Source organism: Glycomyces sp. YM15, assembly GCF_016918015.1.
Lineage (GTDB): Bacteria > Actinomycetota > Actinomycetes > Mycobacteriales > Micromonosporaceae > Glycomyces.
In genome coordinates, this window is sequence record NZ_JAERMK010000013.1 from 90526 (window position 1) to 105251 (window position 14726).

Below are 14726 nucleotides of genomic sequence, written 5' to 3' on the forward strand. Positions count from 1 at the left end.
GTTGGGGTTAAACCATCACCCCCTTGTGGCCAATGTTTGCCCGCAAAAATGGGGGGGGGGGGCGGGGGGGGCGGCCCCCGGGGGGGGCGCCCGCCTCCGCATTACGCCAGTCGTTCGAGCTGCGCCGTGATGCGCGCGATGTCGGCCTCGGCGGTCGCCTTGCGCGCCTTGATCTTGTCGACCACCGCATCGGGCGCCTTCGCCAGGAACGCCTCGTTGCCGAGCTTGCCGGTCGTCCCGGCCAGCTCCTTCTCGGCGGCCTTGAGGGCCTTGTCGAGACGGGCCCGTTCGGCCGCCACGTCGATCGTGCCCGACGTGTCGAGCGCGACCGTGACCTGGTCCGAGACGGCCAGTTCGGCGGTCGGCGCGAAGCCTTCGGCCTCGGCGTCGAGCTTCGCGAACGAGCGGATGAGCCATTCCTGGTCGCCCAGTCCCGCCGCGTCGAGGCCGGTGATGCGCGCGGCCACCCGCTGGCCCGGCTTGACGCCCTGGTCCGAGCGGAAGCGCCGCACCTCGACGACCACATGCTGCATGGCGGCCACGAGCCGTTCGGCCTCCTCGTCCACTCCGGACGGCGTCGGCCAGGCGGCCACGGTGAGCGAGTCGCCCCGCTCCTCAGTGCCGGTGAGCGTCAGCCACAGCTCCTCCGTGACGAACGGGATCACCGGGTGCAGCAGGCGCAGCAGCTGGTCGAAGACGTGGCCGAGCACCCGGCGGGTGTCCTCGGCGGCCTGGCCGCCCGCGGCGAGCACCGGCTTGGTCAGCTCCAGGTACACGTCGAACACGTCGTCCCACGCGAAGTGGTAGAGCACGTCCATCGCCTTCGCGAACTCGTACTGCTCCAGGTGGGCGTCCACCGTCGTGACGGTGCCCGACAGTCGCGAGAGGACCCACCGGTCGACGAGCGACGGGTCCGCGGGCAGGTCGCCCTCCACGGTGGCGCCGCTCATGAGCGCGAACCGGGTGCCGTTCCACAGCTTGTTGCAGAAGTTCCTCGCGACCTCGGCCAGCTCGATCGAGGCGATGCCGTCAGCGCCCGGGTTGGCCTCGCGCGCCAGCATGAACCGCAGCGCGTCGGCCCCGAACCGGTCGACCACCTCGAGCGGGTCGATGCCGTTGCCCAGGGACTTCGACATCTTCACGCCGTTCTTGTCCCGGAGCAGGCCGTGCAGGACCACCTCGGAGAACGGCGCCTTGCCCATCGCGTAGGTCCCGAACATCATCATCCGCACCACCCAGAAGAAGATGATGTCCCAGCCGGTGATGAGCGCGGCCGTCGGATAGAACTTCTCCAGCGCCGGGGTCTCCTCCGGCCAGCCGAACGTCGAGAACGGCCACAGGGCCGACGAGAACCACGTGTCGAGCACGTCCGGGTCCTGCGTGTAGCCCTCCGGGGCGGTCTCGCCCGGGCCCACGCACACCTCTTCGCCGTTCGGGCCGTACCAGATCGGGATCCGGTGGCCCCACCACAGCTGGCGCGAGATGCACCAGTCGAGCAGGTTGTCCACCCACCCGAAGTAGCGCTTCTCCATCTCCGGCGGGTAGATCTTCGTCTCGCCGTTGCGGACCGCGTCACCGGCCATCTTCGCCAGGCGCTCCACCTTCACGAACCACTGCATCGACAGCCGCGGCTCCACAGTGGTGTCGCAGCGCTCGCAGTGGCCGACGGCGTGCATGTACGGGCGCTTCTCGGCCACGATCCGGCCGTCGGCCCGCAGCGCGGCGGCGATCGCCGAACGCGCCTCGAACCGGTCGAGCCCCTGGAACGGGCCGTGCGCGGTGATCACGCCGCGCTCGTCCATGATGAGGATCGAGTCCAGGTCGTGGCGCTGGCCGATCGCGAAGTCGTTCGGGTCGTGCGCCGGGGTCACCTTCACCGCCCCGGTCCCGAACTCGGGGTCGACGTGCGTGTCGGCCACGATCGGGATGCGGCGCCCGGTGAACGGCACCTCAACGGTGGTGCCGAGCAGGTGCCGGTAGCGCTCGTCGTCGGGGTGGACGGCCACGGCGGTGTCGCCGAGCATCGTCTCGAGCCGGGTCGTGGCGACCACGATCGACTCGTCCCCGTCGCCGTAGCGCATCGACACGAGCTCGCCCGCGTCGTCCTGGTGCTCCACCTCGGCGTCGGAGAGCGCGGTCATGCAGCGCGGGCACCAGTTGATGATGCGCTCGGCGCGGTAGATCATGCCGTCGTCGTACATGCGTTTGAACATCGTCTGCACGGCGCTGGAGAGGCCCTCGTCGAGGGTGAACCGCTCGCGGTCCCAGTCGACGCCGTCGCCGATCTTCTTCATCTGCGAGCTGATGCGCTCGTGGTAGGTGTCCTTCCACTCCCACGCCTTCGCCACGAACGCCTCGCGGCCCAGGTCGTGGCGGGAGAGGCCCTCCTTGTCGGCGAGCTGGCGCTCCACCACGTTCTGCGTGGAGATCCCGGCGTGGTCGGTGCCCGGCAGGAACAGGGCCTCCTTGCCGCGCATGCGCTCGCGGCGCACCATCCAGTCGATGAGGGTGTGATTGAGCGCGTGCCCGAGGTGCAGCTGGCCGGTCACGTTCGGCGGCGGGATCACGATCGCGTAAGGGTCGCGGTCCGAGTCGTCGGAAGCCTTGAAGCGACCGTCGGCTACCCACTTCTCGTAGCGTCGCGCCTCTACCTCTACGGGCGCGTACGTCTTCGGGAGATGGGTTTCCAGGTCCGGTGTCTGCTTCGCTTCGTCTGTCACCACCCAAGTGTATGTAGCGCGGATGGCGCGGCGCGAAGCGGTTTACGAGGTGTCGCCCAGGACCCTTCGGGTCGCGCTCGCCACGTCCGTTTCGCCGTTCGCGACCTGTTCGGCGAGCTCCTCGCTCACCGTGTAGCGGCGCCGGAGCTCGGCGTCGACGCGGGCGCGGATCTCGGCGGCGGCGCGGCGGCGGCGCTTGTCGGCGAGGTGGTCGCCGCCGGCGAGCCAGTCGCGGTGCTTGGTGATGGCGGCGACGAGGTCGTCGATGCCCTTGGCTTCGGAGGCGACGGTGCTGCATATGGGCTGGCGCCATTCGCCGGGTTCGCGGCGGACGAGGCTCATGAGGGCGCGGAGGTCGCGCACGGTGCCGTCGGCGCCGGGCCGGTCGGCCTTGTTGACGACGTACACGTCGGCGATCTCCACGACCCCGGCCTTGACGGCCTGGATCCCGTCCCCCATGCCGGGGGCGAGCAGCAGGAGGGTCGTGTCGGCGAGGGAGGCGATCTCGACCTCGGCCTGGCCGACGCCGACCGTCTCGACGATGACCACGTCGAAGCCGAGCCCTTCGAGGAGGCGCACGGCCGCGCCCGTGGTCGCGGCGAGGCCGCCGAGGTGGCCGCGGGTGGCGATGGAGCGGATGTAGACGCCGTCGTCGAGGGCGTGGTCGGCCATGCGGACGCGGTCGCCGAGGATCGCGCCGCCGCTGAAGGGGCTCGAGGGGTCCACGGCGAGCACGCCGACGCGAAGATCCGCCTCACGCCACGCGGCGATCAGCGCGGAGACGAGGGTCGACTTGCCGACGCCCGGCGAACCGGTGACGCCGACGATCGTGGCGTCGCCGCCTTTCACGAGGCGCGCGATCTCCGGTGCGCCTGAGCCGTCCACGAACGTGGTGCCGTTCTCGACGGCGGTGATGAGGCGGGCGGTGGCCCGGCGGTCTCCCGCTCGGGCCGCCGCCACCAGGTCTGCGACCTGCATCAAGCTCCCTTGAGGACGATCGCGTCGCCTTGGCCGCCGCCCCCGCAGAGGCCCGCGGCGCCGAGCCGGCCGGGGCCGAGCTGGCGGGCGAGGGTCTGGGCGAGGCGCGCGCCGGAGGCCCCGATCGGGTGCCCGAGCGCGATCGCGCCGCCGTCGGGATTGACCTTCTCCAGGTCCACGCCCAGGGACTCGGCCGAGGCCAGGACGACCGCGGCGAAGGCCTCGTTCATCTCGACCACGTCGAGGTCGGCGGCCGCGACACCGGCCTTCGCGAGGGCTTTGGCGATCGCGTTGGCGGGCTGGTCGAGCAGCGAGTTGTCGGGCCCGGCCACGGTGGCGTACGCCAGGATCTCGGCGGTCCAGGCCCAGCCGTTCGCCACGGCGGTGGACTTCCTGGCCAGGACGAGCGCGGAGGCGCCGTCGGAGATCTGCGAGGCCGTGGCGGCCGTGATGGTGCCGTTCTCGGTGAAAGCCGGACGCAGCCGGCCCAGGCCCTCGGCGGTGGAATCGGGCCTGACGCCCTCGTCGGCGTCCACGAGGCCCTTGCGGGTCTCGACGGCGGTGATCTCCTCGGCGAGCCGCTCGGCGGCCTTGGCGGCGCGCTGGTGCGAGTAGGCGGCGAAGGCGTCCTGGTCCTCGCGGGTGATCGAGCGGCCCTTGAGATGGCGCTCGGTGGACTCGCCCATCGAGATGCCGTCGTAGGCGTCGGTGAGGCCGTCGTGGGCGAGGTGGTCGAGGAGCACGGCCCCGCCGTACTTGAAGCCGCGGCGCGAGCCCGGCAGCAGGTGCGGCGCGCGGCTCATCGACTCCATGCCCCCGGCGACGATCACGTCGGCGGCGCCGCCGCGCAGGAGCTGGTCGGCCAGGCCGACGGCGGTGAGCCCCGAGAGGCAGACCTTGTTGACCGAGAGCGACGGGATGCTCATGGGCAGCCCGGCCGCGACGGCGGCCTGGCGGGCGGGGTTCTGGCCGCATCCGGCGGGCAGGACCTGGCCGAGGATGACCTGGTCCACCTGCTCAGGGGCGACGCCGGCCCGCTCGAGTGCGGCTCTGATGGCGGTCCCGGCCAGATCGGTGGCGGGGATGTCGGCGAGCGCGCCGTTGAAGCGCCCGATGGGTGTCCGGGCACTGGCGAGGATGACGGTGCTGTCGTCGTTCATGAAGACCTCCGTTGGTCGATACCCTCGATGGTATGACGTTCACTGAGGGAATCGGCTTGCGGCGCATCGATCACGTCGGGATCGCGGTCCCGGACCTGGATGCGGCCCTGGAGTGGTATGCCGGGGCGCTCGGCGGGACCGAGGTGCACCGCGAGGTGAACGAGACGCAGGGCGTGGTCGAGGCGATGGTCGCGTGGCCGGAGGGCGGGGCGCAGGTGCAGCTGCTCGCGCCGCTGCGGGACGCCTCGCCGATCGCGAAGTTCATCGGTTCGAAGGGGCCGGGGCTGCAGCAGCTGGCCTTCACCGTCGAGGACGTGGAGGCGGCGGCGGCCGCGCTGCGGGCAAGAGGCTGCCGGATGCTGTACGACGAAGCGCGCCAGGGCACCGCGGGCTCCAAGATCAACTTCGTGCACCCGAAGGACGCCGGGGGCGTCCTGGTCGAACTCGTCGAACCCGCATAGGGCGCTTGCAGGTCCGCTGTCGGAGGGCGACGAGACGGTCACGATCGCTGTCGGATTGATGACGCCAATCGGGTGACACCTGGCGGACACCGAAACTTCACCGCACACGAGTTCCGTGTCGTTTCAAGGATTTCGCCCGTTTTGCGGCTAGTGTTGCGGGTGGTTCGCCCCTCATAAACCCCTGACCTTGCTGTCGACATTCGCCGTCGCGTCTGCAAGTATTGGTCCATGTCGCAGCAGCCCTCCAGCAGTACCTTTTTCGACAACGACCAATCGGTGCCTGAGTTCCCCGTCCAGTTGCGGGGTTACGACCGTCACCAGGTGGATGAGTTCATCTCGAAGAACCTCGGCAAGCTGAAGCAGACCGAGTCGCAGCGGACAGAGGCCGAGCAGCGGATGACGGACGCCCAGCGTCGTCTGCGCCAGGCCGAGCAGCGCATCCAGGGTCTCGAGCAGCGTCTCGCCGAGCAGCAGAAGCAGCTCGAGGAGAACACCCGCCCGACGCTCTCCGGACTCGGCACCCGCGTCGAGCAGATCCTGCGGCTGGCCGAGGAGCAGGCCAACGAGCACCGCGCCGAGGCGAAGCGCGAGACCGAGGGCATCCTCTCGGCCGCCCGCCTCGAGTCCCGCGAGATCACCGACGCCGCCCGCGGCGAGGCCGGCTCCCTGAAGCAGAACGCCGAGCGCGAGGCCAACACCCTGCGCACCCAGGTCGAGCGCGAGGTCGCGGAGCTGCGGACCAACGCCCGCCGCGAATGCGAGACCCTCCGCGCCGACGCCGAGCGCGAGACCAAGCAGCTGCGCACCGCCACCGGTCACGAAGTGGCCGAACTCAAGGCGTCCGTCGAGCGCGAGGTCGCGACCCTCCGTGCCACGGCCGACCGCGAGATCACCCAGCTGCGCGCCAAGGCCGCCCGCGAGGCGGAGGAGAAGCGCGCCGAGGCCGCGAAGCTCTTCGCCGAGGCGAAGGAGAAGCGCGACAAGGACCTCCAGGCCCTCGACCTCGAACTGGCCGAGCGCAAGGAGAAGGCCGAGCGCGAGGAGTCCGACCGCCACACCCGCGCGGTCGCCGAGACCCAGAAGCTCGTCTCCGACGCCGAGAACCGCGCCCGCGACGCCGAAGAGCGCGCCAAGGCCGCGGAGACCCGCGGCGAGGAGAAGCGCTCCGAGGCCGACAACTACGCGCAGGAGACCACCAGCAAGGCCAAGAAGGACGCGCAGAAGCTCGTCTCGGACGCGAAGGCCGAAGCCGAGCGCCTGCTGGCCGACGCCAAGTCGGACGCCGAGCGCGTCACGACGGACGCCGAGACCAAGGTGGCCGAGCTCACCGCGAAGCGGGACCAGGTGCAGGAGACCCTGCGCAACCTCAGCGGTCTGGTCAGCGGCGCCCTCGGTGGCGCCCTTGGACAACAGGGCGACGACAAGTAGAAAAACAGGACGACAAGTAAACCTGGCGAATCCGCGTTACCGTCGAAGTCTGCGACCGTGAAGAATGATCGCAGGCGTAGGTCGACGGTGGAGGAACCACAGCTTCGGCCGCGTCCCGTCACATCCGGTCCCTTGCCGGCGGTGGCGGGACGCGGCTTACGTGAGGATGAGGGTATGGCGCGTGAAGACAGACTGGACGACTCGGAACTGCTGACCGGATTCAACGAGGGTGGACCCGTCGAGTACGAGTTCGAGACCGCCTTGCGCGGATACGACAAGGGTCAAGTCAAGCGGTTCCTGCAGCAGATGCAGCTCCAGATGGACACCCTCGCAGGTGAACGAGCCGAAGCGGTCGCGCAGATCGACCGGCTGGTGATCCAGATCCAGCAGCTGCAGGCGCAGATCCAGGAGCTCAGGCGGCGCAGCGCCGCCGGCGACAAGGCCTCCTACCGGCATCTGGGCGTCCGCATCGAGCACATGCTGACCCTCGCGGAGGAGCAGGCCGAGGAGATCAAGGCCAACGCCCACGCGCAGACCCAGCATCTGCACCATCGCGCCGACCAGCGTCTCCGCGAGGCCGAAGCACAGATCGAGCAGGCCCGCAAGGACTTCGAGACCACGCTGAAGGCCCGGCGGGCCGCCGCCGAGAAGGCCGAGGCCGACCGGCGCGCGATCATCGACGCCGAGATCAACAAGCGGGCCCGCGAAGCGCAGGCCATGGTGGACCAGGCGAAGGAGCGCGCCGCCGCCCTCGTGGCCGAGGCGGAGCAGGACGCCGAGAACAAGCGCGCCGCGGCTGACGAGCAGACCCGGCAGCTGGTCGCTCACGTCGAACGCCTCCGGGCCGAGGCCCAGCAGCTCAAGGACGACGCCGCCCACGAATCCGAGCAGGCGATCGCCGAGGCCCGCGAGAAGGCCGACCGGATCGCCGCCGAAGCCGAGGCCGAGGCCGAGCGCAAGCGCGCCGAGCACGAGGCGGAGCTGCGGGACCTGCGCACCGAGGCCGTCGAGAACCTCGAGAAGTTCAAGCAGGAGACCGAGACCTTCGCGCAGACCGTCCGCACCGAGGCCGAGAACGAGGCCACGCGGGTGCGGGCGGAGGCCGCCGACAACGCGACGTTGACGCGCACCGAGGCCGCCGACGAGGCCAAGCGGCTCCGTCTCGACGCCCAGCGGCGTCTGGAGGAGGCCGAGGCCGAGGCGCAGCGGCTCACGTCCGAGACCGACGAGAAGATCGCGAAGCTCACCGCGGATGCCGAGGAGACCGCCCGACTGGAGCGCGAGGCCGCCGAGGCGAGCGCGTTGCGGCTGGCCGAGGAGACCGAGCGCGAGACCCAGCGGCTCCGCGAGGAGGCGGCCGACGCCTCCCGCAAGGAGCGCGAAGCCGCCGAGATCGCGGCCCGCAAGCTGGGTGAGGAGACCGCCGCCGAGACGAAGCGGCTGCGCGAGGAGGCCGCTGCCGAGGCCGAGCGGGTCACCGCCGAGGCCGCCGCGGAGGCCACGAAGCTGCGCGAGAACGCCGACCGGGCGAAGGTCGAGGCAGAGGCCGAAGTGGAGCGTGCCCGCGCGCAGCTGGCCGAGATCGAGGCCGAGCGCGAGCGGCTGCTCGCCGAGGCGAAGGCCGAGGCCGCCCGGATCCTCGAGCAGGCCGGCCTGGAGGCCGAGCAGATCAAGTCCGAGCGGGACCAGTACGTGACCGAGGCCGAGAAGAAGGCCGAGAACGCGAAGCGCCGCGCCGAGGAGCTCTCCAAGACCGCCAAGCAGACCGCGCGGCGCGACTCGGAGGCGATCCTCGCGACGGCCCGGGCGCAGGCGAAGAAGCTCGTCGAAGAGGCCCGTGCGGGCCGCGGCGAAGAAGCGCCCGCGAAGGCCGGAGAGCCGGCCGCGAAGGACGCACCGGCGTCGGAGGCGGCCGTCAACAAGCCGACCACCGGCCGCAAGCGCCCCGCGGGCGGCGGCAAGCAGAGCAGCGGGGCCACGGAGAAGGTCTCGTCCTCGTAAGCGGGACAAGCGAACGGAAGGGCCCGGTGCGGAGATCCGCACCGGGCCCTTCCGTATCGCCCACCCGTGCGGGGGACTCCAACGGGGGCCACCGCGGCCCGCGGCCCCCGCTCTTGTCGTACCCACGATGGACGCTGGCCCTACAGTCCTTTCCCCTCCAGTGGTGGGTGGGGGCTTGTGGACGGCCGATTGCAGAGAGGGCCCGCAGCGCGTTCGCGCCGCGGGCCCTGGGTCCACTACCGGTGGCCGATCACGAGATCGGCTTGTCGTCAGTGGTCGCGTTCAGCGTTCCGGCCGTCGTGGGCTCCTTGTCGATGCCCTCCTTGGCCTTGCGCTTCGAGTCGCCCGAACCGCCCGGGGTGGTGCCGACGATCGGCGGCATCAGGCCGCCGCCGGTGGCGCGCTTCTTGTTCCACACGTCGAACAGGACCGCGGCGAGGACGACCAGGCCCAGGATGATCTGGACCGTGTCGGTCGCGATGCCGAGGACCTGCATGCCCTGACGCAGGACACCCATCACGAGACCACCGATGACCGCACCGATGATGGTGCCGACGCCGCCGGTGACCGAGGCGCCGCCGATGAACGAGGCAGCGATCGCGTCGAGCTCGAACGCGTTGCCCGCGCCCGGCGTCGCCGCGTGCAGGCGGGCGGTCACGATGACGCCCGCGAGGCCGGCCAGCGCGCCCATGATCACGAAGACCCCGAACGTGGTCTGCTTGGTCTTGACGCCCGAGAGCATCGCGGCCTTCTCGTTCCCGCCGCCCGCGTAGACGTGGCGGCCGAACACGGTGCGGTTCGCGATGAACGTGAACAGCAGGACCAGGCCCAGCAGGATCCAGCCGATGATCGGCAGGCCCTTGTAGGAGTAGAACGTGTAAGCGGCCGCGAGCATGACGGCGGCGAGCGCCGCGGTCTTGATCAGCCAGGTCGTCTGGGAGGACGCGGCGATGCCCGCCTTCACCTGGCGGCGCCGGCTGCGGACCGAGAAGAACACGAACAGGGCCGCGCCCGCGATGCCGACCACGAGGGTCGGCACGCGCAGGTCGACGCCCATGAACTGGTAGCCGGAGGCGAGCTCGTTGAAGGTGCCGGTGGTGCCCTTGGTCTCCGCGCCCAGGACCTTGAGGGTCAGTCCGCGGAAGATGAGCATGCCGGCGAGGGTCACGATGAACGCCGGGATGCGCACGTAGGCGATCCAGAAGCCTTGCCAGACGCCGATCAAGGCACCGAGGGCCACGGCGAAGAGCACCGCCGCGTACCAGGGCCAGTCCCAGTCCGCGAGCGCGGTCGCGGCCATGGCGCCGCAGAACGCGAGCACGGAGCCGACCGAGAGGTCGATGTGGCCGTTGACGATGACCAGCATCATCCCGATCGCGAGGATCAGGATGTAGGAGTTCTGCAGGATCACGTTCGTGATGTTCAGCGGCGTGATGAAGTTTTCGTTCTGCAGGGTCACGTTGAGGACCTGGAACAGGATCATGATCAGCACCAGGGCGATGATCATGCCGTAGGCGCGCAGGTTGATGTTGCGCACTGCCGAGAGCAGGCTCGGCCGGGTCTTGGTAGGGACGGTGGTCATTGGCGTTGCTCTTCTCCCCCGCTGGCGGTCTCAAGGGTCATGAGACGCATCAGCTCTTCCTGTGTGGCGTTGGCCCGGTCGACCTGACCGGTGATGTGGCCTGCGCTCATCGCGTAGATGCGGTCGCACATGCCGAGCAGCTCGGGCAGTTCCGAGGAGATCATGAGCACTCCCTTGCCCTGGTCGACCAGCCTGTGGATCAGCTCGTAGATCTCGTACTTGGCGCCGACGTCGATGCCTCGCGTCGGTTCGTCGAGGATGAGCAGCTCGGGTTCGGTGAAGACCCACTTCCCGAGCACGACCTTCTGCTGGTTGCCGCCGGAGAGGTTTCCGGCGAGCGAGTAGACCGACGGCGCTTTGACGCCGAAATCGGTGCGGAGCCGCTCGGAGACCGCGTTGACCTTGTCCTGGTCGACGACGCCGCGGGTGGAGAGCCGGTCGAGCCCGGGGAGGGTGAAGTTCTCCCGCAGGTCGTATTCGAGGTGCAGGCCGTAGTGCTTGCGGTCCTCGGTGGCGTACGCCAGCCCGGATTCGATGGCTTCGGGGACGTTGCGCAGGTGCAGGCGCTTCCCGTCCATCGTGGCCTCGCCCGAGATGTTCGAGCCCCAGCTGCGGCCGAAGACGCTCATCGCGAATTCGGTGCGGCCGGCGCCCATGAGTCCGGCCAAGCCGACGATCTCGCCGCGGGCGACGTTGAGCGACGCCTTGTTGACCATGACCCGGTCGCGCTGTTCCGGGTGGTGCACGGTCCAGTCGTTGACTTCGAAGAAGATCTCGCCGATCTTCGGTTCGTGCGGCGGGAACAGGTGCTCGAGGTCGCGGCCGACCATGGACTTGATGAGTCGGTCCTCGGTGACGGCGTCGGCCTCGGTGTCCAGCGTCTCGATCGACTGGCCGTCTCGCAGCACGGTGATCCGGTCGGCGACCGACAGGACCTCTCCCAGTTTGTGGGAGATGATGATGCTGGTGACGCCTTCCTCGCGGAGCTGGCGGAGCAGTTCCAGGAGGTTCTCGGAGTCGGAGTCGTTGAGCGCGGCGGTCGGCTCGTCCAGGATCAGGAGTTTGACGTCCTTGGACAGGGCCTTGGCGATCTCGACGAGCTGCTGCTTGCCGACGCCGATCTTCTCGACCAGTGTGGCCGGGTTGTCGTGGAGGCCGACCTTCTGCATGAGGCGGGCGGCCTCGGCGTTGGTGCGGTCCCAGGAGATGACTCCGCCGCGCTTGCGCTCGTTGCCGAGGAAGATGTTCTCGGCGATCGAGAGCTCCCCGACGAGTGCGAGCTCCTGGTGGATGATGACGACGCCGGCGGCTTCGGAGTCGCGGATGTTCTTGAACTGGGCGGGCTCGCCGTCGAATTCGATCTCGCCGTCGAAGTCCCCGAAGGCGTAGACGCCCGACAGGATCTTCATCAGCGTCGACTTGCCGGCGCCGTTCTCGCCGACGAGTGCGTGGATCGTGGCCCGCTTGACCCCCAACGCGACCCCGGACAGTGCGAGCACGCCCGGGAAACGCTTGGTGATCCCCCGCATTCGGAGGATGTCTTCAGACATTGATTCGTCCTATGTGGAAGATTGGACTGCTCTGGGGAGAGGTTCAGGGACGCCCATGGCGGGCAGGGCGTCCCTGAGAGAAAGGTCTTGCGGTGACCGCTTAGGCCAGTTCGTCGGCCTCGATGTAGCCGGAGTCGACGACGATTTCCTGGTAGTTGTTCACGTCCACGCTGACCGGCTCCAGCAGGTAGGCGGGAACGACCTTGTTGCCGTTGTCGTAGGTCTCGTTGTCGTTGATGTCGGGCTTTTCGCCGCCGAGGACCGCGACGACCATGTCGACCGTGGTGTCGGCGAGGGCGCGGGTGTCCTTGTAGACGGTCATCGACTGCAGGCCCTCGATGATGTACTTCACCGATTCGACCTCGGCGTCCTGGCCGGTGATCACGGGCATCGTGGTGTAGCCGCCGCCCTGGAGCGAGGCGACGATGCCGCGGCTGATGCCGTCGTACGGCGCGAGGACCGCGTCGACGACGGAGCCGTCGTTGTAGAAGTTGGACAGGATGTTGTCCATGCGCTCCTGAGCGACGGCGCCGTCCCAGTTCTCGGTGGCGATCTGCTCGAGCGAGGTCTGGCCGGACTTCACGACGAGCTGGCCGCCGGTGACGTAGGGCTCCAGGACCTCCCAGGCGCCGTTGAAGAAGTACTTGGTGTTGTTATCGGTCAACGCCCCGGCGAAAAGCTCGATGTTGAACGGGCCGGCCTGGTTGGCCAGGTCGAGAGCCTCGACGATGTAGGTGCCCTGCAGGGTACCGACCTTGGTGTTGTCGAACGACGCGTAGTAGTCGACGTCCGGCGTGTCCAGGATGAGGCGGTCGTAGGCGATGACCGTGATCTCCTGGCCCTTGGCCTGGGCGAGGACGCCGCTGAGGGACTTGTTGTCGATCGCGGCGATGACGAGCACGTCCACGTTCTGGCCGACCATGGTCTCGATCTGGCTGACCTGGTCGGCGGCCACGTCGTTCGCATACTGGAGGGTCACTTCGTAGCCCTCGGCCTCGAAGGAATCCTTCAGGTTGTTGCCGTCCAGGATCCAGCGCTCGGAGGTCTTCGTGGGCATCGCGATGCCGACCTTCTTGCCGCCCGAGCCGTCGCCGCCGCCGTCTTCAGAGGCGCAGGCGGAGGCGACCATGGCGACTGCGGCCGCGCCGATGGTTCCGGTCATCAGGTGACGTCGATTGACGTTCATTAGTACTCCTTCGTACCGGGCGGTTTCGGTGCATGACCTACGTCGCCCTGGGGTCAAGACGGAATCGATAGTTCAACGTTTTTCCACAACCGTCAACAGCGGATGCGTCTCGTGTCCGAATCGTTGCTTTCCAACCTCGACGAATTCCGACACTCCGCGCTCTCGCGGCACATCGAACCCGAGACGCCTCAATGAGAATAACTGTGTGTATCGATCTCCTCACCCGATCGTCCCACATCTCTACGGCCGACTACCACTCGACCATTCGGATGGGTTAGCCTCACATTTAGTGCCAAATCACGACACCGAACAGCTGACCCCCCGGAGGAGGTGAGGATGTCGTCCACCCAGACCATCGGACCCGCCGCCGTGCACCGTTTACTGCACCGGGACTCGGTGTGCAGCGTCTTCAGCGGCACCGTCGCGACAGGCCCCACCGATCTGCTGTGCGTCACCGTCGCCCATGAGCGGGTCGACGGCTCCCGACGCGAAGTGTTCCTCGAATGGGCGGCGAAACTCACCGGCCTCCCCGCCCACCCCCACCTGTCCCCCTGCACCGCCGTAGGGCTCACCGAGAACGGCCGCCCTTACCTCGCCGTCGGCACCGCCCGCCGCAGCCTCGCCGACCTCCTCGCCGAGCAGGGGCCGATGCCCCCTGGGCAGGTGCGCGCCCTCGGCGTGGCCCTGAGCGACGCCGTCGCCGTCTACCACCGCGCCGGCCTGATCCACGGTGCCATCCAGCCCTCCCACATCCTCGTCGGCACCGGCCACCACCTCCAACTCACCGCCTACGACGTCACCGCCCCCGTCCTGGCGGCCCCCCTCCCCCCCACCCCCTACACCGCCCCTGAGCACCTCGACGCGGCCGTCGCGGGAGAGGTGGCCGCAAGCCCCTCCGGAGACGTCTACGCCCTCGCCACGGTCCTCTACGCCGCCCTGGGCGGAAGGCTCCCATGGGTCCGGCACGCCCGCGAGGACGCCGCCGACCCCCTCCTGCGCGCCGCCCCCGTGCCGCACATCCCCGGCGTGGACGCCGAACTCACCGACATGATCGGCGCCGCCCTCAGTCCCGACCCCCGCCGCCGCCCGACCGCCGACGCCTTCCGCGAACAGCTCACCCGCCTCTCCCTCTCGGGACCCAGGGCCCAGGGCCCGCGGCTCGACACCGTCGCCACCGGGCTCCTCCCCCGGCGCGGCCTGCGCCCCGTCACCGTCGCCGTCTCCACCGAACTCGCGCCCTACCGTCCCGGCCGCGAGCGCGTCGGCCTGCGCCCGAGACTGCGGTCGATCGCCACGGCCACCGCCGGCGTCGCACTCACGGGAGCGCTGCTCGGCGGCGCCGCCCTGGCTACCTACGCCGCGACCAACCCCGAGAGCACCGGCACCGTCTGCTCCGACCCGGCCGTGCTCGGCGGACGCATCGACGAGCAGTTGGAGGACGGCCGGATCATCGACAGCTGGTGCGCCGAGGAAGGCGACTACGTGGCCGCCACCGTCGACTACCCGGGCGGCTCCGGCGGCGACGGCGAAGGCGCGGTCCAGCGCAAGGTATGGCGCATCGAAGGCGAGGACCTCGTCGCCGTCACCGACTGCGCCGACACGGCCATGCCGGCCGCCATCGCCGACTTCCTCGAGTGCGCCTGACCGCGTTCGGCATCGC

At 69.5% G+C, this 14726-nt stretch carries 10 protein-coding genes; 4 read left to right on the forward strand and 6 right to left on the reverse strand.

Annotated elements, in window-relative coordinates:
* Nucleotides 1-101 precede the first annotated feature (101 nt).
* From JHY01_RS15580 to JHY01_RS15590, 3 genes are read right to left on the reverse strand one after another with little or no spacing between them, the layout of a single operon-like run.
* Entirely contained in the window at nt 102-2720 is a 2619-nt protein-coding gene (locus JHY01_RS15580) for a valine--tRNA ligase (RefSeq protein ID WP_205326580.1), read from the reverse strand.
* 42 nt (nt 2721-2762) lie between these two features.
* On the reverse strand, nt 2763-3698 hold the full coding sequence (gene meaB, locus JHY01_RS15585; RefSeq protein WP_205326581.1) for a methylmalonyl Co-A mutase-associated GTPase MeaB: 936 nt from the start codon (nt 3696-3698) through the stop codon (nt 2763-2765).
* Nucleotides 3698-4858 carry an acetyl-CoA C-acyltransferase gene (locus tag JHY01_RS15590; RefSeq protein ID WP_205326582.1) on the reverse strand — a complete coding sequence of 387 codons (1161 nt, stop codon included), beginning with the start codon at nt 4856-4858 and terminating at the stop codon, nt 3698-3700. The genes meaB and JHY01_RS15590 overlap by 1 nt, the downstream gene beginning before the upstream one ends.
* A gap of 32 nt (nt 4859-4890) precedes the next feature.
* Between JHY01_RS15590 and mce the strand changes: the two genes are divergently transcribed.
* The 3 genes from mce to JHY01_RS15605 all read left to right on the forward strand — a co-directional run bounded on the left by mce (nt 4891) and on the right by JHY01_RS15605 (nt 8748).
* Nucleotides 4891-5319 (forward strand): methylmalonyl-CoA epimerase, encoded by a 429-nt coding sequence (gene mce, locus JHY01_RS15595; protein ID WP_205326583.1) that lies wholly within the window; start codon nt 4891-4893, stop codon nt 5317-5319.
* A gap of 228 nt (nt 5320-5547) precedes the next feature.
* Nucleotides 5548-6747, forward strand: coding sequence for a cell division protein DivIVA (locus tag JHY01_RS15600; RefSeq protein ID WP_205326584.1), 1200 nt, complete (start codon nt 5548-5550; stop codon nt 6745-6747).
* Nucleotides 6748-6921: 174 nt separating this feature from the next.
* Nucleotides 6922-8748 carry a DivIVA domain-containing protein gene (locus tag JHY01_RS15605; RefSeq protein ID WP_205326585.1) on the forward strand — a complete coding sequence of 609 codons (1827 nt, stop codon included), beginning with the start codon at nt 6922-6924 and terminating at the stop codon, nt 8746-8748.
* A 250-nt stretch (nt 8749-8998) separates the two neighbouring features.
* On the opposite strand, the gene mmsB is transcribed toward JHY01_RS15605, so the two are convergent.
* The 3 genes from mmsB to chvE all read right to left on the reverse strand — a co-directional run bounded on the left by mmsB (nt 8999) and on the right by chvE (nt 13066).
* A complete protein-coding gene (gene mmsB / locus JHY01_RS15610; RefSeq protein ID WP_205326586.1) occupies nt 8999-10330 on the reverse strand; it encodes a multiple monosaccharide ABC transporter permease in 1332 nt (443 codons plus the stop codon).
* Entirely contained in the window at nt 10327-11880 is a 1554-nt protein-coding gene (gene mmsA, locus JHY01_RS15615; protein ID WP_205326587.1) for a multiple monosaccharide ABC transporter ATP-binding protein, read from the reverse strand. Before mmsA ends, mmsB begins: the two co-directional genes overlap by 4 nt.
* A 100-nt stretch (nt 11881-11980) precedes the next feature.
* Nucleotides 11981-13066, reverse strand: a complete 1086-nt coding sequence (chvE, locus tag JHY01_RS15620; protein ID WP_205326588.1) for a multiple monosaccharide ABC transporter substrate-binding protein — start codon at nt 13064-13066, stop codon at nt 11981-11983.
* 336 nt (nt 13067-13402) lie between these two features.
* Between chvE and JHY01_RS15625 the strand changes: the two genes are divergently transcribed.
* On the forward strand, nt 13403-14710 hold the full coding sequence (locus JHY01_RS15625) for a protein kinase (protein ID WP_205326589.1): 1308 nt from the start codon (nt 13403-13405) through the stop codon (nt 14708-14710).
* Nucleotides 14711-14726 lie beyond the last annotated feature (16 nt).